22 protein-coding genes are annotated in these 24,296 nt (G+C 64.2%); 10 read left to right on the forward strand and 12 right to left on the reverse strand.

The features are described from left to right. Positions 1-25 precede the first annotated feature (25 nt). On the reverse strand, positions 26-1,264 hold the full coding sequence (locus tag A9W95_RS20290; protein ID WP_067416857.1) for a hypothetical protein: 1,239 nt from the start codon (positions 1,262-1,264) through the stop codon (positions 26-28). Positions 1,265-1,398: 134 nt separating this feature from the next. Between A9W95_RS20290 and A9W95_RS20295 the strand changes: the two genes are divergently transcribed. From A9W95_RS20295 to A9W95_RS20305, 3 genes are read left to right on the forward strand one after another with little or no spacing between them, the layout of a single operon-like run. Beyond that, positions 1,399-2,049 (forward strand): TetR/AcrR family transcriptional regulator, encoded by a 651-nt coding sequence (locus tag A9W95_RS20295; protein ID WP_067416947.1) that lies wholly within the window; start codon positions 1,399-1,401, stop codon positions 2,047-2,049. Continuing rightward, positions 2,046-3,635, forward strand: coding sequence for a fatty-acid--CoA ligase FadD1 (gene fadD1 / locus A9W95_RS20300; RefSeq protein ID WP_067416860.1), 1,590 nt, complete (start codon positions 2,046-2,048; stop codon positions 3,633-3,635). Before A9W95_RS20295 ends, fadD1 begins: the two co-directional genes overlap by 4 nt. Before the next feature lie 51 nt (positions 3,636-3,686). Then, positions 3,687-4,550, forward strand: coding sequence for an NYN domain-containing protein (locus A9W95_RS20305; protein ID WP_067416863.1), 864 nt, complete (start codon positions 3,687-3,689; stop codon positions 4,548-4,550). Here A9W95_RS20305 and A9W95_RS20310 read toward each other — a convergent pair. From A9W95_RS20310 to A9W95_RS20320, 3 genes are read right to left on the reverse strand one after another with little or no spacing between them, the layout of a single operon-like run. Beyond that, the gene (locus A9W95_RS20310; RefSeq protein WP_067416867.1) at positions 4,547-5,224 is read right to left on the reverse strand and encodes a hypothetical protein; all 678 of its coding nucleotides are present in this window, start codon (positions 5,222-5,224) and stop codon (positions 4,547-4,549) included. The genes A9W95_RS20305 and A9W95_RS20310 overlap by 4 nt on opposite strands. A 20-nt stretch (positions 5,225-5,244) precedes the next feature. After that, positions 5,245-6,042: an SDR family oxidoreductase gene (locus A9W95_RS20315; RefSeq protein ID WP_067416870.1), complete on the reverse strand. Its 798-nt coding sequence runs from the start codon at positions 6,040-6,042 to the stop codon at positions 5,245-5,247. Positions 6,043-6,100: 58 nt separating this feature from the next. Beyond that, positions 6,101-6,418, reverse strand: a complete 318-nt coding sequence (locus A9W95_RS20320; protein ID WP_067416873.1) for a DUF2218 domain-containing protein — start codon at positions 6,416-6,418, stop codon at positions 6,101-6,103. 165 nt (positions 6,419-6,583) lie between these two features. Between A9W95_RS20320 and A9W95_RS20325 the strand changes: the two genes are divergently transcribed. Beyond that, complete coding sequence (locus A9W95_RS20325; protein WP_067416877.1) at positions 6,584-7,366, forward strand: SDR family oxidoreductase; 783 nt, start codon at positions 6,584-6,586, stop codon at positions 7,364-7,366. Between the two features lie 10 nt (positions 7,367-7,376). Here the strand turns inward: A9W95_RS20325 and A9W95_RS20330 are convergent, their stop codons facing one another. Genes A9W95_RS20330 through A9W95_RS20340 form a run of 3 tightly spaced genes read right to left on the reverse strand, consistent with a single transcriptional unit; the run spans position 7,377 to position 11,055 of the window. After that, the gene (locus A9W95_RS20330) at positions 7,377-8,645 is read right to left on the reverse strand and encodes an amidohydrolase family protein (protein WP_067416880.1); all 1,269 of its coding nucleotides are present in this window, start codon (positions 8,643-8,645) and stop codon (positions 7,377-7,379) included. Between the two features lie 18 nt (positions 8,646-8,663). Next, positions 8,664-9,437: a class II aldolase/adducin family protein gene (locus A9W95_RS20335; protein ID WP_067416882.1), complete on the reverse strand. Its 774-nt coding sequence runs from the start codon at positions 9,435-9,437 to the stop codon at positions 8,664-8,666. Continuing rightward, positions 9,424-11,055, reverse strand: coding sequence for a class I adenylate-forming enzyme family protein (locus tag A9W95_RS20340; protein ID WP_067416885.1), 1,632 nt, complete (start codon positions 11,053-11,055; stop codon positions 9,424-9,426). Before A9W95_RS20340 ends, A9W95_RS20335 begins: the two co-directional genes overlap by 14 nt. A gap of 168 nt (positions 11,056-11,223) precedes the next feature. Here A9W95_RS20340 and A9W95_RS20345 point away from each other — a divergent pair, with 168 nt between their 5' ends. Continuing rightward, entirely contained in the window at positions 11,224-12,111 is an 888-nt protein-coding gene (locus A9W95_RS20345; RefSeq protein ID WP_067416887.1) for a M48 family metallopeptidase, read from the forward strand. On the opposite strand, the gene A9W95_RS20350 is transcribed toward A9W95_RS20345, so the two are convergent. Beyond that, on the reverse strand, positions 12,098-14,728 hold the full coding sequence (locus tag A9W95_RS20350; RefSeq protein ID WP_067416950.1) for an FHA domain-containing protein: 2,631 nt from the start codon (positions 14,726-14,728) through the stop codon (positions 12,098-12,100). The genes A9W95_RS20345 and A9W95_RS20350 overlap by 14 nt on opposite strands. Positions 14,729-14,946: 218 nt before the next feature. Here A9W95_RS20350 and A9W95_RS20355 point away from each other — a divergent pair, with 218 nt between their 5' ends. Further along, the gene (locus A9W95_RS20355; RefSeq protein WP_067416890.1) at positions 14,947-15,183 is read left to right on the forward strand and encodes a hypothetical protein; all 237 of its coding nucleotides are present in this window, start codon (positions 14,947-14,949) and stop codon (positions 15,181-15,183) included. Positions 15,184-15,223: 40 nt separating this feature from the next. Here A9W95_RS20355 and A9W95_RS20360 read toward each other — a convergent pair whose 3' ends face one another. Beyond that, positions 15,224-16,255, reverse strand: a complete 1,032-nt coding sequence (locus A9W95_RS20360; RefSeq protein ID WP_067416893.1) for an alpha/beta hydrolase — start codon at positions 16,253-16,255, stop codon at positions 15,224-15,226. 280 nt (positions 16,256-16,535) lie between these two features. Here A9W95_RS20360 and A9W95_RS20365 point away from each other — a divergent pair, with 280 nt between their 5' ends. Together A9W95_RS20365 and A9W95_RS20370 are read left to right on the forward strand one after the other, a co-directional pair. Further along, on the forward strand, positions 16,536-17,633 hold the full coding sequence (locus A9W95_RS20365; RefSeq protein WP_067416953.1) for a ferredoxin reductase: 1,098 nt from the start codon (positions 16,536-16,538) through the stop codon (positions 17,631-17,633). 27 nt (positions 17,634-17,660) lie between these two features. Then, complete coding sequence (locus A9W95_RS20370; RefSeq protein ID WP_156746308.1) at positions 17,661-19,058, forward strand: acyl-CoA desaturase; 1,398 nt, start codon at positions 17,661-17,663, stop codon at positions 19,056-19,058. Positions 19,059-19,061: 3 nt separating this feature from the next. Here A9W95_RS20370 and A9W95_RS20375 read toward each other — a convergent pair whose 3' ends face one another. Next, the gene (locus tag A9W95_RS20375; RefSeq protein WP_082983227.1) at positions 19,062-21,260 is read right to left on the reverse strand and encodes a molybdopterin-dependent oxidoreductase; all 2,199 of its coding nucleotides are present in this window, start codon (positions 21,258-21,260) and stop codon (positions 19,062-19,064) included. A gap of 102 nt (positions 21,261-21,362) precedes the next feature. On the opposite strand from A9W95_RS20375, the gene A9W95_RS20380 reads away from it, so the two are divergent. Both A9W95_RS20380 and A9W95_RS20385 read left to right on the forward strand, forming a co-directional pair. Beyond that, a complete protein-coding gene (locus A9W95_RS20380; RefSeq protein ID WP_067416904.1) occupies positions 21,363-22,166 on the forward strand; it encodes a transglutaminase family protein in 804 nt (267 codons plus the stop codon). A 207-nt stretch (positions 22,167-22,373) separates the two neighbouring features. Further along, entirely contained in the window at positions 22,374-22,577 is a 204-nt protein-coding gene (locus tag A9W95_RS20385; RefSeq protein WP_067416906.1) for a cold-shock protein, read from the forward strand. 83 nt (positions 22,578-22,660) lie between these two features. Here the strand turns inward: A9W95_RS20385 and A9W95_RS20390 are convergent, their stop codons facing one another. Beyond that, entirely contained in the window at positions 22,661-23,131 is a 471-nt protein-coding gene (locus tag A9W95_RS20390) for an isoprenylcysteine carboxyl methyltransferase family protein (RefSeq protein WP_067416956.1), read from the reverse strand. A 41-nt stretch (positions 23,132-23,172) separates the two neighbouring features. Next, positions 23,173-24,279: a type III polyketide synthase gene (locus A9W95_RS20395; protein ID WP_082983228.1), complete on the reverse strand. Its 1,107-nt coding sequence runs from the start codon at positions 24,277-24,279 to the stop codon at positions 23,173-23,175. Positions 24,280-24,296: the final 17 nt, after the last annotated feature.

Below are 24,296 nucleotides of genomic sequence, written 5' to 3' on the forward strand. Positions count from 1 at the left end.
CATTCGCGCCGGTATCGGCCGCGGCTCAAATTGGCGTCAGGGGCAACGGAATGCCGCGGTCGGTGATCTCGAACGCCGCACCTTTGGAGAATTCGGTGATCACCACCTCGTCGCGCGGCTTGGCCGCGTCCGCGGACCAGCCGATCTCGACCACGAGGTCGCCCGTTTGATGAGTGGCGGTCAGTTGATTCCAATGCGGGTCGACGCCGACGGCAATCGCCTCCAACGGTTCGCAATGCTCGCTGTCGATCGTCGATAGCCAGCCGCGATCGCGCATCGCCGGCGAGTCGCCGGGCAGGCGGATAACGACCACATCGGCATCGCGTTGTGTTACCTCAATGCCCGTGTACTGCAGCGGATTGAGGGCGGGATGCAGGCGCAGCACCCGCACCAAGCCGGTGGCGTCGGAGCCGGCGTCTAGGCACTGACCGAGCCGCGTGGCTGCGACACCGGCCACGCCGGTGAATTGTTTGCGGAGTATGTCCGTGGCACGATCGCCGTCACAGCGTCCCCGCACGGCCAGATCGAACGACAGGGATAGCAGGTGGTGCTGCAGCGCTACCTCTTCGGCGATGCGGATGAGAGCCGAGCGTGACCACTGACGGAATTGGATGTCGTCGGTAAGCGGACCGCGGTAGTCGGTGATGCCCTCCTCGGCTGGATCGATGTCGGACAGCACCAAGTGCGCGGCCTCCGTCGCGCCGATGACGGACGCCTGTTCCGGCAGCGGCAGCGCCTCGTGTTCGGGGGCAATGTGCACCGACCATGCGCAGTGTGGGTGGCGGTCGGCAGGTACTCGAGGCGGTCGATGGATGGGCGTGAATCGCGCCTTGGGGTTCGTGGCGATGGCGGTCGCTTCGAAGGTGGGATCTTCGATGTCATGGCACATCTCCTTGACTGCCACGTCGCCAAGGGGTTCCACGTCGAGCAGGGCCCCGCAGTGGTCGAGGTGGAACTCACCGTGGTGGTCATCGACCACCGCGTAGCGGAAGTCCATGAACTGGGGCGGAGCACCGACATCGAGCTGCATCATCTTGAAGATGTCCGCCACAGTGTCTCCGGTGAGACCCAGTGCGGTACGCATGCGCCGGGTATAGACCGGGCTGGCGCCCATCCACTCTTCGATGGCGACCTGCGTCATGACTTGCTGCCCGAAAGCTCCCAGTATGTGGGCCATTCCACTGCGGTCGATCAGGTGTCCGCTCAACAACAGTTCGGGTACCAGCCGGGCCAACTCCGGTTGGGTCAGTGCGTCGTATGACATTTCGCTTGCCTGCTTCCCCGTGCGCCCGGCCGAACGGCGTTGGCTATAACCTAACAACTGCAATGTTTTGCGGTCAAACCGCGTCGGCCAGGCTCCCGGCCACGCGCCGTGACAGGTGTGGTGATGTTGTGGTCGTGTCGCGACGAGTCGCTCCTACCCGACCCGCGCATGGCAATCAGCCGCGGGCCGAACGCACGCGCGCCTTGGCGATCGACGTCACCGCGCGCATCGTGGTGACCGAAGGCGTCGCCGCGGCCAGTGGCCGACATATCGCCGACGAAGCGGGGGTCACCTGGGGAGTGATCCAGTATCACTTCGGAGACCGGGACGGATTGTTGATGGCGGTCGTCGATCGGGGGTTCGGCGAATTGCTGGATGCTTTGCAGTCGTTGCCGTCGCCCACCCCCGATGTGACCACGCGCGATCGCGTCGAAGCGGTGGTGACCGCGGCGTGGCGGGCGATGTCGACTCCGACGGCGCGAGCGGCCAACGAGATCTTGATCGGGACCCGCGCCACACGCGGTGCCGCGGCCACCGGTCACCTCAGGCAACTGGCAAAGACTTTTGCAACGGTCGGCCGGACGATCGATCGCGACCTGGACCCGACGCAGAGTGCGGCCATCGGCGAGCACCTTCTCACTACTCTGCGCGGGATGGTGACGACTCAGCTGATCATGCCGAGACCGGTGGACACCGCAAAGGAACGCCGGGTCCTCATCGACATCTTGACCAATTACATCGACCAGCACTTCGCCGGGAACCAGAGGATGGAGACCCCGTCATGACCGACACGATTCAAGCGCTGCTACGGGCGCGCCTCGCCGACTCCGCGACCGCCGTCAAACATGTTGCCCTGCAATGGTCGTGGCGGGATTACCTGGAGCGGTCAGCGGCCCGGGCGGCGGCATTGCTCGCCGCCGCCGACCCAAGCCGACCGGTGCACATCGGCGCGCTGCTCGGCAATAGCCCCGAGATGCTGACCCAGATGGCGGCGGCGGGTCTGGGTGGATATGTGCTGTGCGGGTTGAACATCACCCGGCGAGGTGAGGCGCTGGCCGCCGACATCCGACGCTCGGACTGTCAGATCGTGGTGACCGATGCCGAGCATCGGGGACTGTTGGACGGTCTGGACTTAGGCGAAACGCGGGTCTTGGATACCTCGACTCCCCACTGGGCCAGCCTCGTCGCCGATGCCGGTGCGCTGACGCCGCATCGGGAGGTCGACATGATGGACCCGTTCATGATGATCTTCACCTCCGGCACCAGCGGAAACCCCAAGGCTGTGCAGGTTTCCCATCTGATGGCGACTTTTGCCGGCCGCAGTCTCACCGAGCGGTTCGGGTTGAGCGCATCCGACACCTGTTATGTGTCCATGCCGCTGTTCCACTCCAACGCGGTGGTCGCGGGATGGGCGCCCGCGGTAGTGTCCGGCGCGGCCATCGTGCCGGCGAAATTCTCGGCCAGCAATTTCCTCGACGAGGTCCGCCGTTTCGGGGCGACCTACATGAACTATGTCGGCAAGCCGCTCGCCTACATTCTCGGCACCGCAGAGCGTCCCGACGACGCGGACAACCCGTTGCGGGTCGCCTTCGGTAACGAAGCCAACGACAAAGACATCGCGGAGTTCTCCCGCCGGTTCGGGGTGCAGGTCGAGGATGGCTTCGGTTCGACGGAAAACGCCGTTATCGTGATCCGAGAACCGGGTACTCCCCCCGGTTCGATCGGCAAAGGCATTGACGGGGTGGCCATTTACCACGGTGACACCGTAACCGAATGCGCTGTCGCACGATTCGACGCGCACGGCGCCCTCGTCAATGCCGACGAGGCCGTCGGTGAGTTGGTGAACACGCTCGGGTCTGGTTTCTTCACCGGCTATTACAACGACCAGCAGGCCAACGCTGAGCGGATGCGGCACGGCATGTACTGGTCGGGGGACCTCGCGTACCGGGACGCCGACGGGTGGATCTATCTTGCCGGCCGAACCGCTGACTGGATGCGCGTCGACGGGGAGAATCTCGCAGCCGCACCGATCGAACGGATACTGTTGCGGCACAAAGATATCAACCGGGTTGCGGTATACGCCGTCCCCGACGAACTAGTTGGCGACCAAGTCATGGCAGCGGTGGTGCTGCACCATGGCCGGGTCTTCGATGCCGTCGAATTCGAGGTCTTCCTCAACGCCCAATCCGACCTGTCACCGAAGGCGTGGCCCCGTTATGTCCGGGTCGCCCTCGACTTGCCCAGCACGGCAACCCACAAAGTGCTCAAGCGTCAATTGATCTCCGAGGCAACGACCGTCGGCGACGGGGAAACCTTGTGGGTGCGCGACGAGCGCGGCACTGCGTACCGTCAGGCGTCGGACGCGCAGTAAACGAGAGGGGTCAGCGTTACCCCTGACGGCAAGAAGGCGCACGATGACCCAATGACTGACTCCAGCGCAACCCGGGTGGCCGTCTATTTCGATTTCGACAACATCGTCATCTCTCGGTACGACCAAGTGCATGGGCGCAACTCGTTCCAGCGCGATAAGGCTAAGGGGTTCGATAAGGAGAGGCTGAAGGCGGCGAACGTGGATCTGGGCGCCATCATGGACTTCGCGTCCTCCTTCGGCACCCTGGTCCTCACCCGGGCGTACGCCGACTGGTCGGCCGAGGTGAACGCCGCCTACCATGGCCAACTCGTCGCGCGGGCCGTCGATCTGGTCCAACTGTTCCCGGCCGCCGCCTACGGGAAAAACGGGGCAGACATCAGGCTGGCCGTCGACGCGGTAGAGGACATGTTCCGGCTGCCGGACCTCACGCATGTGGTGATCGTCGGCGGAGACTCTGACTACATCGCCCTGGCGCAGCGGTGCAAACGGCTGGGCCGTTACGTCGTCGGCATCGGCGTGGCGGGTGCCAGCAGCCAGTCACTGGCCGCGGCGTGCGACGAATTCCTCACTTATGACGCACTGCCCGGGATCACCACCGGCGTCGCCCCGCAAAGCAAGCGGCGTGGCCGTCATGCCAGCGCGGGCGAGCCCGACGAGGAGCCGGTACCGCCGGATCCGCAGACCGCTGCAACCGGACTGCTCGAGCGGGCGCTACGCATAGGTCTGGAGAAGGACGACGTCGAGTGGCTGCACAACTCCGTCGTCAAGGCGCAGATGAAACGGATGGACCCCTCCTTCAGTGAAAAGTCGCTGGGGTACAAGTCGTTCAGTGATTTCTTGCGCTCTCGCGGCGACCTCGTCGACCTCGACGAGAGCAGCACCACCCGCATGGTGCGTCTGCGCAGCGACGCTTAGCCATCGAGTTCCCCCGCGATCCCCCGCTCGAGAGCCGCGCGAGTGTTCTCCGGCAGCACGATCAGCCCGTCGAGTTCGCCGCGCGCCAAGCCATATGCCTGCTGTCGTTCCTGCGGGGTCGCCGCCACGTCCGCGGCCACTCGCAGCAAGTTCTGGGCCCGGGCTAGGCGCTGCTGTTCAGACCGTGAGAAGTCGCTTCGGCGCTTGCGCATCGCTTCTGCCTCCGCCGCGGCGAACGCGGTGACGTATTCCTCGACCGCGGCAAGATACGCGCGGGCGGCGTCACGGTCATCCAGGAGGTCCTCAGCGCGCTGCGGCCGGAGGAGGTCCGCGCCCAGCTTGGCCTTGTGGAACCGGATGGTCGAAGGCTCCCGCATATCGGTCATGACCGGGAAATCCAGCAGCTTCGCGGCGTCGATCTCGTATGCCAGCCAGCGTGAGTCCGTCTGGTCGTGCGCGTCGATGGCCCGTCTGATCGCCCGCCAGTGCGCCGCCTGATTCTCCCCTGCGGCCGCGCGGGTTTCCGATCTTGCTGTCGTCCGTGGTGTCGCGTCGCCGTCAGGTCGATCCGATCTGCGGTTCAGCGACGAAATGGCCTTGATGCCTGCGAAGATCACGCCGATCAGCGGCACGATCATCAAGAGCAATTCGATCAAGCGAAACAGCAGTCCCACCAAGCCAGGATGCCATCACATCAGCGTTTGTCGGTTTGCCCCGAGGCGACGACGTCGGCGAGCTTGGCGGTGACGTTGCCGCTCAGCCGCGACGACACCTCGGGCGCGTTGGAGCCGATCCGCGCCAAGGCCCGTTGCCGCAAGGGCGCCACCGTCACCTCCGCCCGGTTACGTTCGATGGCGCTGACGACCGCCGCACCCACTTGCGCCGGCGTTCCCGTACCGATCAACGGTGGCGGCGGCGCACCGGATTCGGCGTACATTCCGGCTCCGCTGATCGCGCCGGGACTGACCACGGAAACCCCGACCCCTGCGGGTCGCAGGTCGTCGCGCAAGCACAGCGCGAAGCCTCGTAAGCCGAATTTGGTCGCGGAGTACAGCGAGGCGCGGGGCATCGCCATCTTGCCGGACAGCGACGAGACGTACACGAAATGACCGGAGCCGCGCTGGGTGAAGGACGGAATGAGTTGGCGTGTCAGCTGAATCGGCACCTCGAGATTGACTCGCAGCGCCCGATCGATTTGTTCGGCGCTGAAGCTGTCCAGCTTCCCCGATGCCGGGAGCGCGGCGTTGGCCACCAGCACGTCGATCGGCCCAGCATCGGCAAGCAATCGCACCGCGGCATCTGGTTCGGCGAGGTCGCTGACGACGGTCCGGTGGGCGCCGCCGGGAAGGGACGCGGCGAGCTCGTCAAGGTCACGCGGTTTGCGTGAACTCAGAACCAACCGCGCGCCGTGGTCGGCGAGCGCGGCTGCGATGGCTCGACCGAGGCCGCCGGTGGCGCCGGTGAGCAGAACGATTTTGCCAGTGAGGTCCATCTCGACAACGCTAGTCGACCGGCTCAGTATGCGAAGCAACCGAACGGGGGCTCGATGTTCACGTCTTGTCGTCGCGCTCCCAGGAAACCGCAAGTTGCTCGCGTTCACCGAATCGGACCAGATGGGCCTCGACGACATCTTGTAAACGAGTAAGTTCCTCGTCGCCGCTAGCAGTGACGCGTAGCAGCAAGGTTCCTTCGGCGGCCGTGACGATCGCCTGACCGCTGTCCAAGTCGATCCACCCGGTGCCGTTGTCGGAATCCCAGTCGCCACCGTGGCGACGGCCAAGATGCGACACCAATTGCTTGCCATAGCGTTCGGGCCGGTCAGTGGTGACGGCGGCGCGTGCGGCCGCAGAATAGCCTGGCTCGGTCATCGGTCTCCTCGTGGTCGTGATGTGCGCAGTGCTCCCCTTCGTTTCGACGCGCGATGCCTCATGAGATACCCGCTTTTGCGTGCCCTCTCCTCCCCTGGTTGTGGCCATACTCTGGGCCGGCTACGTAGGGTTGACCCGCCAGTTGCCAGCGAAGTCAGGAGTCGTATGTCGAACAGATTGAGCGGCAAGGTCGCCATCGTCAGCGGCGGCGCACGCGGGATGGGCGCCGCCCACGTGCGGGCGATGATCGCCGAAGGTGCCAAAGTGGTCTCCGGTGACCTCCTCGACGACCAGGGCCAAGCGGTGGTCGCCGAGGTCGGTGACGCGGCGCGCTATGTTCACCTCGACGTCACCAATCCCGATCAGTGGAGCACCGCCGTCGAGACGGCCCTGAGCGAGTTCGGCAGCGTCGACGTCCTGGTGAACAATGCCGGCATCATCAACGTCGGAACCCTCGAGGACTACGCGTTGTCGGAGTGGCAGCGAATACTCGACGTCAATCTGACCGGGGTGTTCCTCGGCATCCAGGCGGTCGTCAAGCCGATGAAGAGCGCCGGCCGCGGATCGATCATCAATATCTCTTCCATCGAAGGTCTGGCCGGGACCATCGCCTGCCACGGGTACACAGCGACCAAATTCGGCGTACGCGGGCTGACCAAATCCGCCGCATTAGAGTTGGGCCCCAGCGGAATTCGAGTTAACTCCATCCATCCCGGGTTGATCAAAACTCCGATGACCGAATGGGTGCCCGACGACTTGTTCCAGACCGCCTTGGGTCGCGCCGCCGAACCGCAGGAGGTGTCCAACTTGGTGGTGTACCTGGCCAGTGACGAGTCGAGCTACTCAACTGGATCCGAATTCGTCGTCGACGGAGGTTGCGTCGCCGGGCTCGGGCACAAGGACTTCTCCGCCGTCGACACCGCTGCCCAGCCTGACTGGGTCACCTGACCCGAGGTGTTCAGAACGCGTTAGGATCCCGCTGCACTTCGACCGGTACCGGGTGCCGATACAAGCGGGCTGCGTTCTCCCAGCTAATTTTTCGGATGACGTCTTCAGGCAGTTCGCCGATCTGTTCATGGATCGCGCCCTGGGTGCGGGGCCAGGTCGAGTCGCAATGCGGATAGTCAGCTTCCAGCATGATGTTGTCCGCCCCGATTCTGTCGTACTGGATGAAAGACGATTTGTCCTCAACCGCACAGAACCAGAAGTTGCGCTGGAAAACCTCAGCGGGCGTGAGCTTTTCGCCCAAAGATCGCCAGGTGCCATACATCTCGTGGTAACTGAGCATGTGGTCCAGCCGGTCGAGCAGACCGGCGACCCAGCCGATCCCGCCTTCGGACAGACAAATCTTCAGATCCGGGAACCGGCTCGGCAGTCCGCTGTAGAGCCAGTCGACGGCGGCGGAGATGGCATAGGCGAAAAACAGCACTCCGGGTACGTCTGGCGGCGCATCGTCGGTGGTGGACGGGGACGACCCCGATGAGCCGATGTGGAGGTTGACGACCGTGCCGGTCTCAGCGCATGCCGCCATCATTGGGTCCCAGTGGCCCGAGTGAATGCTTGGCAGACCCAGCATCGCCGGGTTCTCGCTGAAGGTGACGGCAGGAAATCCGCGCTCGGCGTTCTCATAGATCATCGCGGCGCCCAGCTCTGGGTCCAGCAGCCAGGGCAACTGGCAGGCAATGATGCGCTGCGGGTACGTGCCCGCCCATACCTCCATATGCCAGTCGTTCCAAGCCCGTACCGACGCCAGGGCCAGCTCACGATCGGTGGTGACCTGCTGTAGACGCTGGCCGGCGAAGCCCGGCAGGAACGACGGGAAGTTGAGTGACGCGTAGACACCGTTGATGTCCATGTCCTTGACTCGCTCGTGGATGTCCCACGCGCCCTTGCGCATTTCGTCGAAGCGGACCGGCTCGAAGCCGTACTCGGCAACCGGCCGACCGACCACCGCGTTGAATCCGACATTGGGCAAGACGTGGCCGTCATAGACCCAGGTCTGTCCGCCGTCCGCGGTGTCCACGACTTTGGGGGCCCGGTCGGCGAACTTGCGCGGCAGCCGTCCGGTGAAAGTGTCGGGTGGTTCGACGATGTGGTCGTCGACCGAAATCACCGTGTAGCGCCGCTCGGCGCGAGGCGGATCAGGAAGGAAGCTGACCGAACGATCCGCGCCGGTCTTGGCGGTCGTGAAGGTAGGGTCGGCGGCCAGCTCATCGATCGACTTCATCGACGGCCACCTCCGTCCTCAGCGCAGTACATCGGGATCGGCTTTGATGGTCATCCGCGCCGCCCCGGCCCAGTACACGTCGGCGGCTCGTTCGATCAGCGACCGTTGCATACCGGCCATGTCGGACCACTGCATCCGCACTGGTTCTTGGCCCGTCAACAGAATGTCGTAGGCGAGTTTGCATGCCCGTTCGATCGATGCCGCCCGGTATACCGCCTCGGCAAGGTTACGACCGGTCGCGATAACACCGTGGTTGGCCAGGATCGTCACGTTGGCCTTGCCGATATGCTTCGCGAGATCAGCTGCGCCGGTGGCACTGTCGATTTCGCCACCGTAGCTGTCGACCAGGCACAGGTCGTCCAGGAACAACGACCCGGTCTGGTGGACCAGTTCGGGCAGCCGGCCCATTGCGGCAAGTACGCAGACATAGTAGGGGTGATTGTGGATGACCACCCGGGCGTCGTCGCGCACCCGGTGCAGTTCGGTGTGGATGTGTATCGCCGGGGTGACGTCCCACCGGCCGCGCACCACCCGGGCGTCGGCGTCCACGGCGCAGATGTCGGATGCGCTGACTTCGGCCCACCACAAGCCCCACGGGTTGACCAGGAGGTCGGTCTGCCCGTCGAGCTGCCAGGTGATGTGGCCGGCCATGTTCTCCGCGAAGCCGATCGCGGCCAGGTGCCGAAAGGCCACGGCCAGCGACTGTTCGGCCGACAACTGCACGCCGATAGGCGGCAGCACCGACGGCGACCAGACCTTCAGCCCGCCTCGGCGCGCCTCAGGAGCGTTCATCTGAGCCCCCATCCTTGGCTATCCGGCCGACGATGTCCTCACGCAGCGCACTTTTGGCGATCTTGCCGCCCGATGATCGAGGTAGCTGTTCGACCACGATGAGCCGCTCGGGCAACAGTTCCTTCGATATCTCCAGAGCCAGCATGTGCTCGACGAGTTCGGCTAACGAGATAGACCTCGAGTCGGCGAGTTCGGCGTAAAGACAGACCTTTTCGCCGAAGACCGGGTCGGGCATGGCCACCGCCGCCGCTACCGCGATGGCGGGATGGGTCATGACGGCGTCTTCGACTTGGCTTGCGCTGATGTTCTTGCCGCCGCGCACAATGAAGTCGGAGGTGCGGCCGGTCACGGTCAAGAAGCCGTCGGCGTCGATTTGGCAGCTGTCGCCCATGCGCATCCACCCTTCTCGGGTGAAAAGCTGGTCGTGATCGGTGCCGCCGAGATAACCCAGACTGGTCGCCGGTCCCCGGCACGCCGGCTGTCCCCGGCCCGTCTCGGTCACGTCGCGCTCTCCCCTGAACAGTCGCACCGACATTTCTGGCACGATTCGTCCGCTGGTGCGTAACCGGCGCTGCTGCGAGTCGTGCACCGTGGTGCAACTCAGCAGGCCGGTTTCATTGGACCCGTAGAACTGCAGAATCTGGGCACCGGTGAGTCGCTCGAACTCCGCTGCCGGTCGATACGGCAAAGCCTCACCGCCGGTGAACACGACCCGCAACGAACTGACGTCGTATTCGCGGCGCTTCGGGTCGGCCATTAGCATGGTCAATTGCGTACTGACACAACACAACACGGTCGCCCGGTGGTGGGCTATCGCGTGCCAGGTGACTTCGGAGGAGAACCGGTCGAGCAGAACGGTGCTGGCGCCCAGATGAATCGGTGTGGTGTGGCTGGTCCAGATACCGAAACCGAACGGCATCGGTATCACGGGCAAGAAGATGTCGTCGGGGGTGAGCAGGCCGTTGGCGACGGCCTTCTGGTGAAAGTAATGCCATCGGTTCTGGGTGTGGACCACGCATTTGGGCAGTCCTGTGGTGCCGGAGGTGGAGTTGATCAGCCACACGTCGTCGGGACCCAGTCGAGATTTCACCTGGCCGGCGTGGGGCGGCAGCTGTCCGGTCAAGCACAAGCCATCCTTGTCGTGAGTCAACACCAGGGCGGCGCACACGCCCGCGGCGGCCTGCGCCGCGGCTTCGCCGCGTGCTGGGTCGCTGATTACCATCGTGGGCTGGGTGATGCGCAACAGATGGGCGCCCTCTCGGGCGCCGGCGCGGGCACCGATCCCGACCACCACCGCCCCGCACCGCTCTACGGCGACGAACAGCACGTGGACGGCAACCGAGTCACCGTGCCACACCCCCACCTTGTTTCCTCGGACGACACCCATGCCGGCCAATTGCGCCGCCAGATCATCTACCGCGCAATCAAATTCACGCCAGCTCAGTGATCGCTGGTCGGGATGATCGACATAGGCGACGCGGTCAGGTGACCGGTGTGCGTTGCGGCGAACCGCATCGGAGAGCGTCACATCCGACCACCAACCCACCGCGCGGTAGTGGGCCGCGTCCTCGGCGGTGAATGCCGGCGACTGGGCGAAGTCCAACGCACCGGCGGTCATAACCAACGATGATAAGCAGGGTCGGCGCTGACCAGACTGCGTTCCGGCGGGCGCGGCACCGAAGCCTCACGCCGCTCCAAGGATTCTTTGAGAATCTTCCAAGAGTCGTCTTCCACCCTGAATCGTCCGGAGAGCCCGGACTACACGCGAAGGAGCCCGAGAGCAGCTATGGCCATCCTGGATTCGCCGGCTCACCCTTACCCGCACTTCCCCGCCGCGCCCTACGTGGAGCAGCCCCGACGTCACCCCTGGGAGATCGCACTTCTCGTGCTGGTCATCTTCTCCAGCGTCGTGCTCTACCTGATCGCCGCCGTCGTCGTGTTGTCGGGCAAAGTCAGTGTGCTGTGGCTGTCGGTGTTGGCCACCCCGGCCGTGCTGTTCCTGGCCCGCGGCCTGAACTACGGACAACAACGCGCCAACGGCGTCAAGATGTCGCCCACCCAGTTCCCGGAGGGCTACTGGCTGGTCGTCGAGGCAGCCAGGCGCTTCGGTCTCAGTGAAGTGCCGGACGCCTATGTGGTGCTTGGCAACGGGCGCATCAACGCCTTCGCCAGCGGCCATGGCTACCGTCGCTACGTCGTCGTCTACAGCGACCTTTTCGAGGTCGGCGGCCAAGCCCGCGATCCAGAAGCGCTGGCCTTTGTCATCGGTCACGAAGTCGGACACATCGCGGCCGGCCACGCGTCCTATTGGCGACAGCTCAGCCAGCTGGCGATGAAGATCCCCTTCCTCGGACAGTCGTTGTCCCGGTCGATGGAATACACCGCCGACAATTACGGGTACGCGTTTCGCCCCGAAGGTGCCCGCCGGGCGATTGGAGTGCTCAGCGCCGGCAAGTACCTGCTTCGCTTCGTCGATTTCGACGGCATGGCGGACCGGGCCGGGTCGGAGACCGGTTTCTTCGTGTGGCTGGCCAACATGCTGGCATCACATCCCGTGAACACCTGGCGCGCGGCGGCGCTTCGCAACCGCGCAGTCGCCGGAGCGCTGTTTTTCCGGCCCAAGCCTCCGACGGCACCGCTCATGCGGGCGCCGTGGCCGGTCAGCCACCCTTGAGGCGGATCTTCCAACGCACGAAGCCGGCATACCCGACGCTGATCAGGGCCAGCATTGCCATGTCGAACCACCATGCCCCCGCCGTGTGATGCCAGTGCGAGTCTTTGGGGGTCAACGGACCTGGCACCAGTTTGATCAGGTCCACAGTGGAGGCCGACGCGGCGAAACCCCAGCGGGCCGGGGTCACCCATGACATCTGGTCCAGCCCGATGCGCGCGGTCACCGGAATCATGCCGCCGGAGAACACCAGCTGGGACATCACCGCTACCACCAGCAACGGCATGATCTGCTCGTTCGACTTGGCGATGGCGGACAGCGCCAACCCGAGCATGGCCGAGGCGACGCAGGTCGCAGCCACATCGGCGAACAACTCCAGGCCCGGCTTGCCCAACGCCACGGCACCTTGCGTGGGTCCGCCCTTACCGACGAGCACGATCACGGTCACGATGGCCGATTGGACGACCGCGAACACGGTGTAGACGCAGATCTTGGCGAGCAGGTATGCGGTGGTCGACAGACCGACCGCCTGTTCTCGGCGGAAGATGGGTCGCTCCCCGATCAGGTCGCGGATGGTCAGTGCGGTTCCCATGAATACCGCCCCGACGTTGAGCAACACCAGTATCTGCCCCGGTTCGTTGGGCGCGCTGCCCATCGGATTTGGGGTGCCGAACCCGACGTCACCGGGGACCGACATGGACAACGAACCCATGATGAACGGCAATAACGCAAGGAAGATGAAGTAGCCGCGGTCGGAGATGATCAGTCGCAGCTGGCGCCTGCCGATCGTGGAGAACTGGCGCAGCAAGCTGGTATGTGACGGGTCACCCAATTCGGCGGGCTGCTCCATCGGTGGCACAGGTGGCGGCGGACCGGTGCGCGCCAGATAGCGCGCTTTGGCTCCGTCCGGATCCTCGGCGACCGAACTGAAGATGTCGGCCCAGTTCGTCGTTCCCATGGCCGGACCGATTTCCCTGGGCGGGCCGCAGAACGCGGTCTTGCCGCCGGGAGCGAGCAGGAGCACCTGGTCGCAGACATCCAGGTACGTCAATGAGTGGGTGACGACCAGCACCACACGTCCGGCGTCGGCCAGCTGGCGCAGCATGGTCATGACCTGCCGGTCCAACGCCGGGTCCAAGCCGGAGGTCGGTTCGTCCAGGATCAGCAGCGACGGCCCGGTCAGCAACTCCAACGCGACCGACGCGCGCTTGCGCTGACCGCCGGACAGCTTGTCGACTCGAGTCTCGAGGTGCTTGGTCATCTCCAGCTCTTCGAGCACCCGCGCGACCACCTGTTCGCGGTCTTCCTTCGTGGTGTCTGGAGGCAACCGCAGCTCGGCGGCGTACATGAGGGCCTGCTTGACGGTCAATTGACCGTGCACCACGTCGTCCTGCGGCACCATGCCGATCCTGCTGCGCAGCGAGGCGTATTCGGAGTGGACATTGTGGCCCTCGAACATGACCGTGCCGTTGGTCGGGTGCGTGTATCCAGCGACCAATCGGGCAAAGGTCGACTTACCGGCCCCGGACGGACCAATCACCGCGGTGAGCATGCCGGGACGGGCGGTGAGCGAGATGTTGTCCAGCAGCGTCTTGTTGCCCTCGATGGTCCACGTCACGCCCCGCACATCGAGGCCGCCGGTGCGCGTCTCTAGCAGACTCTCTTCGCGACGCGACAACGCTCCGTTGGCGAAGACGAGGTCGATGTTGCCGATGGTGACGACGTCGCCGTCGTGAAGCACCGCCGACTCGACCCGGGTCCCGTTGACGAAGGTTCCGTTGATGCTGCGGTTGTCCCGGATCTCGGTGCCGGTGGCGGTCGGGACCAGGGTGGCGTGGTGGCGCGAGGCCAGAACTTCGGGGATGACGATGTCGTTGTCGTCGGCGCGGCCGATCTTGATTGCGCCCGGCGGCAGGTCGCCCGCCTTGCCCGGCCGCAGGATCTTCATCATCGACGTGGCGACGTTTCCCGCCGCAGTGTTGCCACGAGGGGCCACCGGCGGGGCCGGAGACACTGCCGGACCCGGCGGCAGGTTTGACGACGACCGGTAGATGTGGGGGGTCGACGGCGCTCCGCTTTGCGGCCGGACCGGTTGCGGGCCGGACGGGAATCGTGGCTGTGGACCCGAGGGATGTGCCTGCTGCGCCCCGGTGGGGGGTGCCGGAATCCGAGCGGTGGACGGGTGCTGTGCCGGCTGACCGTAGTGCTGGGCGCCGGTTTGCGGCGGCCCTTGGGTCGGGTACGCCCCGCTCGGCAACGGCGGCAGCTTCATCGCTGTGGTTGGCGGCGGGCGGCCCACCGAACCCTGGTGACGACCCACTCCGAACTCCAAGGCAGGGCCGTCCGGATTCCCGATGTTGATCCGCTGTCCGTCCTGAATATCGACAACCGGCACGCGACGGTTGTTGACGTACAGGCCGTTCAGGCTGCCATTGTCGATGGCGACCCATCGACCCTGGTCATAGCGCAATAACAGGTGAACGCGGGAGATCAGCGGGTGGGCGACACGGACGTCGGCCCGCAGATCGCGTCCAATGACTACGTCGTGACCTGCTGCGAAGGTGCGCTCGGCTCCGTCATACCGCACAGTCAACGCAGGAGGGGCGGCTGTTTGGGTCATCGAGAACAACTGTATCGGCACCAGCCCGAAGTGCACCGCATACCGGCAAGAAGTATTACTCGAAGGCGCAGGCCTCCCGGTGGCATCCCTACCGAGTAGGGGCAGAATCGAACCGTCCTTGACCGGCACTGGCGGCATCGAAGCGCCGCCAGCGTGGACTCGGTCCGGGACTGGCGCGGCCCGTTTTCGATCAGGAGGCATCGGGTAACCGGCCGTCTATGCACGAGAGCGACGGAATTTTCCCCGACGACGTGCCCATCGCCGACGCCGCCGAGCAAGAGCGGCCCACCGCGGAGTTCTTGTCGTCTTCGGCCGACGACGACTATGCCGAGCCGCCGCTACAGGGCGAAGTGCCGTTGGAGGCCAATCCTGCCGACTGGCAAGAGCAAGAAGAGAGCGTCCTCATCGATCCGGAACTCGAAGAGCCGGCACAACCCGGGGCGGACGACGAATAGCAGTAGGCGTTGGTCAGCCAACCGTCGAGTCGCGCAGGCGTTATCCCGCGGCCGCAGTGAGCTGCTCGCCGTGTCCGGCGGTCACATCCTGGATGAACTCGCCGATGTAGTGCAGCGCTCTCCTGCCCTCCGGTAGGACGTCGGCCGCGATCGGGAAGTCGTGTATCTGGCCTTCCCACAAGTGCAAGTCACAACGAATCCCGTTGACACCCAACCGATACGCCATGAGCTCAGCGTCGGGGAGCAATAGCTCGTCGCAACTGACATGGATGGTGACCGGCGGCATCATGGACAGGTCGGCGTCGACGGGCGAGACGACCTTGTCCGGGGTGATTCCGCGCTTGTCTCGCATGGGCGCCTCGCCGAGGTATCGGGAGAACATGGAGAACGCTGCACGGGTGAACATCGAACAGCGACGCGCGTTGCGGTGCTTGAGCTTCCGTGCTGGGTCGGGGTCGGTAAACGGCGAAATCGCCGCGACCCCGGCTGGTGTCGCCAGCCGGCTCTTGATGGCAGAAAGGGTGGTCATGAATGCGAGGTAACCGCCGGCCGAGTCACCCGCGACGACAATCTGGTCACCGCCGTAGCCGCGCTCGTGTAACCAGCGCAGGCCGGTCAGCCCGTCGTCAATAGCATCGGTGACCTGGAATGCCGGTAGCTTGCGATAGCCCACAGTGAGTATCGGGGCGTTCGCCGCCTTTGACAGCCGCATGACGAGCGAACGGTGAGTATTGAGTCCGCAGGTGAGAAACGCGCCACCATGGAAGTACAGGATCGCTCGGTTTGACGACACACCCGGCGCACGCACCCATTCGGCGGTGCAGTTCTGCAGTTTCACCGGCTCGATTTCGGCGTCCGGCCACCGGTGCGGAAATAATCCGGCCATGGTGTCTACGTACTCGAAAGGCCAGTGCAGGTTGGGCTGCAGCGCCCAGGCGCGCACAAAGTTCTTCACCAGTAACCGACTGGCCATGGACACCGCGAGCGATTGCGGGCTGTGACGACGATGGACTCGACGCCGGATCGGACCGCTGCTGCGCCACGCGAGGGGCGGATACTGCGCTGTAACCATTGACCACTCCTAATTCCCGAGCTCTCCGAGTACCCCCGCCCCGCACCGGCAAACGGAAGAATTCTCTATGTGTGATCTAGTGCACTGCTGGGTAGTCAGGGTGAGGCCGCGCACGCGAGGGCCCTCGAGCAAGTGCGCAGAGGTGGCGCTTGTTAAGCGTGTCAGTGAACACTTGTAGTATTCAAATACGTCCTGGTGACGCCCCACGAAAGTTGGTCCTACAAGCCAGTTTTGCGCGGGTCAACTTGTGCCCGGTGTACGACTGTGTACCATGCATACCATGGCCGAGCGTGGAGCAACTCCCCAAGTCCCTCGCGGGCGGCGACTGTTCCTCCGCGCAGTGCGCCAACTCTTCAGCCCCCTGAAGCCCGACGACTACCTCGAGATGATCAACCCGCTCTGGACCACCAAGGAACTTCGCGGGAAGGTCGAGCGAATCGAACCGCAGGGTTCGGAAGCGGCCAGCGTGCTGATCCGCCCGGGATACGAATGGCCCAGCCATAAACCCGGTCAATATGTGCGACTGGGCGTAATCATCGACGGGCGTTACCACTGGCGTGCCTACTCGCTGACATCGGATCCTGAACCCCAAGACGGATTGATCAGCGTCACGCCCAAGAGGGTGGACGGCGGCGCCGTGTCGCCCTACCTCGTGGAGCAGATCCAACCCGGTGAAGTGGTTCGGCTCGGCGAAATCGAAGGGGTCTTCACCCTGCCCGACCCGCTGCCGCGCAAGATGCTGTTCATCAGCGCGGGTAGCGGCATAACACCGATCATGAGCATGCTGCGCAGCCTCGACCGGCGCGACGAGCTCGGCGACGTGGTCGTCATTCACTCCGCGCGCACGCGCGAACAAGTCATGTTCCTCGACGTACTGGAAGACCTCGATCGCCGCCATGACGGGCTGCGGCTGGACCTGCGGCTCACCTCCGAGCGCGGCCGCATGTCGCCCAAGGATCTCGACGAAATCTGTTCCGACTGGCGGGAGCGTGAAGCGTTCTGTTCCGGTCCCAGCGAACTGCTCGACGGGTTGATCGAACACTGGGAGGCCAACGCCAACCCGGATTGCCTGCACTACGAGCGGTTCCAGCCCAAGATCGGCGGCGACGGGGAAGCCGGCGAAGGCGGCGAAGTCAAGTTCCTGGAGAGCGAGACGACCGTCGAATGTGACGGCAGCACACCGATACTCGAGGCCGGCGAGGAGGCCGGTCTCAAGCTCGCCTACGGCTGCCGGATCGGGATCTGCCATACCTGCGTCGGGACATTGAAGTCCGGCAAGCTGCGCGATTTGCGCTCCGGTGACGTCATTGAGCCGGTCGGACAAGACGTAAGAATCTGTATCCACACCGCCGAAGGTGACGTGGAACTCGAACTGTGATCGAAAGGAGCCACAGTGACCGCTTCGCTGGACAAGCCAGTTGAGAAGCCCCTACACCGCCTGACCGAGCAAGAGCTGGAGAAGCTCGCCAAAGAGTTCGACGCGATACACGACGAGGTGTTCGCCGACCTGGGTGAGCGTGACCGGCGATACATCAAGACGGTCATCTCGGTACAACGCCAGATCGTGGTGGTCGGCCGAGTGCTGTTGCTGGCGTCTCGATCCAGGACCGCATGGGCGCTTGGCACCGCGTGCCTGGGCATGGCCAAGATCTTGGAGAACATGGAGATCGGCCACAATGTGATGCACGGCCAATGGGATTGGATGAACGACCCCGACATCCACTCCTCGGTGTGGGACTGGGACACCGCCTCCACCGCCGAGGCGTGGAGACATTCCCACAATTACATCCATCACACGTATACCAACATCTTGGGCAAGGATAAGGATCTCGGCTACGAGATCATGCGGATCGATCCGGCCCAGCAGTGGAAGTGGGGCTACCTGTTCCAACCGCTGTACAACATGCTGCTGACGGTGCTGTTCGAGTGGGGCGTCGCGGTTCACGACATGGATATCGACGCCATCCGCCGCCGGGAGAAGCCTTGGCCGGAAGTGCGCAAGGACCTCAAAGGCATTTGGGGCAAAGCCCGTTCGCAGATTCAGAAGGATTACGTCGGTTGGCCGGTGATCAGCGCGGGCGCGTTCGCTCTGGCGCAATTGGCCCTCGGTGGCCGTTTAGACCAACCGGCACAGTCCCGAATTGGCCGGCGGCTCCGCAGGATCTCCAACAAGGGGCGGATCGGCGCGACGGCGAACTTCCTCGACCGCTACCTGCCCGGAGTGGAAAGCACCTACCTGCGGACCCTGGCCGCCGACGCGCTGGCCAACGTCATCCGCAATGTGTGGGCGCACGCCATCATCTTCTGCGGCCACTTCCCCGACCAGACCTACACATTCACCCAAGAAGAGGTCGAAGACGAAACGCGCGGCGGTTGGTATGTGCGGCAGTTGATCGGCGCGGCCAACATCGAAGGCAGTCCGCTCTTCCACGTCATCAGCGGCAACCTGGGGTATCAGGTCGAGCACCACCTGTATCCGGACATGCCCAGTAGCCGGTACTCCGAGATCGCGCCGAAGGTCAAGGAGATCTGTGAGCGTTACGAATTGCCCTACAATTCAGGGCGATTCGGCAAGCAGTGGTACACCGTGCACCGCAGCATCTTCCGCCTGGCCTTTCCCGGCGGCAAGCCGCGCCCCAAGCCGGGCCCGTACCACGGGGAAGAACGGTCCAGCGGCACGCACGACTCGAGCGAGGCGCAACGATTCCGAGACCGCGTGCCTGCCGAACATCCCGCCGCCGGCCCCGAACACGATTCGACCGGCGTGGAGGTGCAACCGCCGCCGCGCGGCAAGGACGGATAACGGTCAGATCACCGTCACCGGTATGCCGTTGAGGACGCCGTTACCGGACGGCTCGTCGATAAATGTCGGCGGGGAAAGCACATTTGTATTGACGCCGGGCGAGCCGTTCGCCACCGCCATCCGAGTGCCCGCCTTCCCGTGACCCCAGCCGTGTGGCATGGACACCACCCCGGGCTTGATCGCGTCGGTGACTTCGACCGGAACCGAGATCTCGCCGGCTTCGGATTTCACCGTGACCACCTCATCGTCGGTGATTCCCCGCTCCGCGGCGTCGTCCGGATGGATCTGCAAGGTGCAGCGGTCCTTGCCCTTCATCAACGCGGGGACGTTGTGCAACCACGAGTTGTTTGACCGAAGGTGTCTGCGGTTGACCAGGACCAGCGGTTCGGTAGGTCGCTCGAGGCGCGCGGCCAGTCGTGGCAGGTCGTCGAGCAGGTATGGCGGAGCGAGCCGGATCTTCTTGTCGGGTGTGCCCAGTATGTCGGGCAGTTGCGGCACCATGGGCCCGAAGTCGAGGCCGTTGGGATTGGCCTTGAGCAGGTCCAGGGTCAGACCATCGGGGTTCTCGCCGTACCGGTCGCCGAACGGGCCAGTGCGCAGCGTGAGGTCGAGCATTCGTTCTGGACCGCCGTGATCGTAGAGCTTGCGAAGCTGCGCACCGTCCAGACCGCGGGTGAATGCCAGGTAGTCGAAAAAGCCGTCATCGATCGCCGCGACGTCGACGTCCTCGGCCGGTGTGCCCGTGCACAGGCCGGTGAGTCGGATCAGAATCTCCCACTCGTGCGGTCGATCACCCGGATCGAACACCTGCTCGGAGTACTTGGCGAAGCTGCGGATCGCGAACTGCAACACCAGATCGTCGTGGTGCGGCTGCTCGAGGGCGGATAGCCCGGGCAGGATAACGTCGGCGTGCCGGGTGGTCTCGTTGAGCCAGAGGTCGACAGAGATCATCGCTTCCAGATTGGGCAGCACTTCGTCGAGCTTGTCTCCGCCCGGTGTTGATAAGACCGGGTTGCCGGCCACCGTGATGAGCGCCTTGAGCTGACCCTCGCCAGGTGTTGCGATTTCTTCGGCCATGCACGACACCGGTGCCTGGCCCAGCACCTCTTTGGCCCCGCGCACCCTGGTATGCCAGCGTCCGAAATCAGCGACACCGCCTTCCAGTCCCGGCAGCGGCTGGGTGGTGATGGACCAGGCTGCCGGCTTCGGGAACATCGCCCCTCCAGGGGCGTCGAAGTGGCCGGTCAAAATGTTGATCACGTCGACAAGCCAACTGGCCAGGCTGCCGAACTCCTGGTTGCACAACCCAATCCGGCCATACACCACCGCTTTCTCGGTGCCCGCCAGCTCGCGCGCCAGCCCCCGCATCCGCTCCTCGGCGATGCCGGTGGCAGCGCTGACCCGGCTCGGCGGCCAAGCCGCGGCGACCTGCCGCATCGTGTCGACGCCTTCGACGTGCGGACCGGGATTGACCATGCCTTCGTCGAAGAGCGTGTGCGCGACGGCGAGCAGCAACGCGGCATCTGTGCCCGGTACTATCGGCAGCCACTCGTCGGCATGGGCCGCCGTGACGGTGCGCACCGGATCGATCACAATCACTCTGCCGCGCTTGCGGATCGCGTCAATCAGGCCCATCACGTCGGGGGCGGCCAGCAGCGACCCCTGAGACGCGGCCGGATTCGCGCCCATGATGACGAGCAGGTCGGTGCGCTCGATGTCGGGCACCGGAAAACTCCACCAGCCGCCGTACATCAGGTGCGACGACAAATTCTTCGGCCACTGATCGACCGTGCCCGGCGAGTACGTGACGGGCATCCCCGACATGCCCAGCAGCACTCCGGAGTAGCGAGCCAGCGAGAAGGAGTGGGCCAGCGGGTTACCGGTGTAGGCGGTGACAGCACCAATGCCGTATTCGCGTATCACCGGGGTCAGCAGCTCGGTGCAGCGCCGAAACGCCGCGTCCCAACTGACCTCTTGCCAGCGCCCGTCGACTTTGACCAGTGGGCGTCGGATCCGGTCCGGGTCGTGGTGCAGCTCACCCAACGACACGCCCTTGGGACAGATGTGTCCGCGACTCCACACGTCGTCCCGGTGGCCCCGGATGCCGGTGACTTGTCCCCCTTCGACCCGAATTCTCAAGCCGCACATAGCTTCACAGAGCGGGCAGGTATGCAGATAGGTGCCGTCCCGGGCGGTGCTCACCCGGATAGCATATTACGCTACCGAGAGTAGCGGAAGTGTCCGATTGCGACCGGAGATGAGCTTCAACTGGCACTTCTGGACCCGTTCGCGCATCATCGCGCTATGAAACGAGAAGTGGGCGCCGAACTGGAAGTCGAGATCACGGCGGCGACCACGTTGGAATTCCAGATAGCCGTGGCACCACATCCGGGGGCCGAGGTCTTCGAGTCGTTGCGCTTCTCCTTGGACGGACAAGCCATAGATCCGGTGGAAATCAGCGGTGTGCACGGCAACCGTATCCATAAGTTCGACGCAGCGGTGGGCACACTGAAAGTCGATTACGCGGCGACGATCATCGGTCAGACCGATCCCGCGCCGGTAACCGACTACGATCAATCGATGTATCTGCGGCCGAGCCGCTACGCCGAGTCGGACAAGTTTTTCGGTTTTGCGGCAACCGAATTCGGCAGTGAGCTGAACGCGACGACGCTGCTAGAGCACGTGAGCTCTTGGGTCGGCACACGGCTGGATTATGTGCCTGGATCCAGCGATCCCATCGACGGTGCGGTCGATACGTTGCTCGCCGGCAGGGGTGTGTGCCGCGACTATGCCCATCTGGTTGTGGCGTTGTTGCGTGCGGTCAATGTGCCTGCTCGTTTGGTCTCGGTGTATGCGCCCGGGGTGAACCCGATGGATTTCCACGCGGTGGCCGAAGCGTTCGTCGACGGCCGATGGCGCGTCGTGGATGCGACGTTGTTGGCACCGCGACAGAGCCTGGTCCGCATAGCCACCGGGCGCGACGCCGCTGATACCGCATTCCTGGACAACCACAACGGCATGATCACCCTCAACAGCATGATGGTGACGGCCGTCGTGGACGGTGACCTGCCGAAGGATTCGATCGACGAACTGGTTTGCATCCGGTGAACCGCGGGTCACTCTCCGGCGCCGGCAGAACGAGGTCGCGTTGCCCCCGAAGCAGTTATCGCTCAACGCTTTAGGAGTCTTGAACGCACAGCGCTCGGACCGCCGAGGCGAGACCCAAGCTGCGACACCGAGGGAGCCGGTTCCCTCTGTGTTAGGGTTGCGGCCGGGTGTAACTGATTACATCCACTTAAGAAGAGAGAAGTTAGTATGGCACAGGGAACTGTGAAATGGTTCAACGCGGAAAAGGGCTTCGGCTTCATCGCTCCTGACGGCGACGCGAAGGACGTGTTCGTCCACTACTCCGAGATCCAAGGGAGCGGTTTCCGTTCCCTCGACGAGAATCAACGAGTTCAATTCGATATCGCTCAGGGTCCGAAGGGTCCGCAAGCGGTCGGAGTGACCGCGGTCTAGCGATCGAAGCCCCTGGGGCTGAGGGTGTGTCGGCCCGCATCTCGGACTGGCACATCTGTTCTCAGCCCCAGGGTCCGCTCACTTCACGCATACCCCAAAGCCGCATTCTCCGCGCGAATTCGCACGTTGAGGATCACGGCGTTGGCCACACTGAACACCAGCGCCGTCAGCCAAGCCGAATGTATCAACGGCAGTGCGGCGACCTCGGCCGCGACCGCGGCATAATTCGGATGACGCAACCATCGATAAGGTCCGATGGTGACCAACGGCGCCTCGGGGATCACGATGAGCCGCGGGTTCCAGCGTTTGCCCAACACTGCGACGCAGCGCCAGCGAATTGCGGTGCTGAGCAGCACCACTCCTACCATCGGCCAGCCCAGCCAGGAAATGAATGGCCGGTTCAGTGCCCAGACTTCGACGATGCAGGCGACCAGCACCAGCGTGTGCATGCTCACCATGGCCGGGTAGTGATCGCGGCCGAACTCCTTGCCGCCGCGAGCCATTGACCATGCTGCATTGCGTTGGGCGACCGCCAGTTCGACCAGACGTTCCATACCGACGGCCAGGACGAACAGGTAGTAGTACACGTCCGCCCTCACCAGCGCAGTAGCAGCAGTTCGAAGCTGAACCCTGGGCCCATCGCGAGCATCAGTCCCAACGCTCCCTCCGGTACCGGCTCGGAGATCGTCCGGCGCAGCACGTCGAGGACGGAAGCTGAGGACATATTGCCGTTGTCCCGCATGGATTCTCGACTGTGTATCAACGCTGGCGCCGGCAGCGACAACGCGTTCGCGATCGAGTCGAGCACCTTCGGGCCACCCGGGTGACAGACCCATGTCGAGATGTCCGCCGCTGTCAAACCGTGATCGGCGAGGAACTGATCGACTTCACCGCGCAGGTACTGATCAGCCATTCTCGGGACGTCGCGTGACATGACCAGTTGGAAGCCGCTGGAACTCACGTTCCACCCCATCACGTCGACGGTCGCGGGGATGACCCTACTGCGCGTAGCGAGGATCTGCGGTCCGCGAATTTCGTTGTGCGACATGATCTTGCGTTCTGCCCCGGTAGCCGCCACTGCGGCCGCACCGTCACCGAATAAGGACACCCCGATCAGCGCCGGAATGGATGTGTCGTCACGCTGCAACGTCAATGAGCAGAGCTCCACGGACAGCAGCACGGCGACATCGTTGGGAAAGCCGCGCAGGTAGTCGTGCACACGGGCCAGCCCCGCCGCGCCCGCCACGCAGCCCAGACCGAACAGCGGAATGCGTTTTACGCTCGGACGCAATCCGATTCGCGAGATCAGTCGGGCATCGATGGTGGGGACGGCGATGCCGGTACTGGAAACCATGACTATGGTGTCGACTTCGGCGGGTTCGATGTGAGCCGACTCCAGCGCGGAAAGTACCGCGCGCTCACCAAGATCCACGGCAACCTCGATGTAGGCGGTGTTGGCCTCGGTGAACCCGGTCATCGTCGGATACCGCGACAACGGCAGCGCGAGGCTACGCTCGTCGACCCCGGTGGTGCGGACGAATCGCAAGAATTCTGGGTCGGTAACCTCGGTGAGCTCCCGCGCCACCTCATCCTGGTTGTACCGGTGCGGTGAGAAGGCGACGCCGGTGCCGGCGACGTGTGGAGCGCCACCGCCATATCGGGCGGCCTGGTCCACAAGGGGGGAATAACTTGTAACTGTCATGCCTAGGCTACGAACCG

Origin of the sequence: Mycobacterium sp. 1423905.2 (genome assembly GCF_001673155.1) — a bacterium.
Taxonomy (GTDB): domain Bacteria; phylum Actinomycetota; class Actinomycetes; order Mycobacteriales; family Mycobacteriaceae; genus Mycobacterium.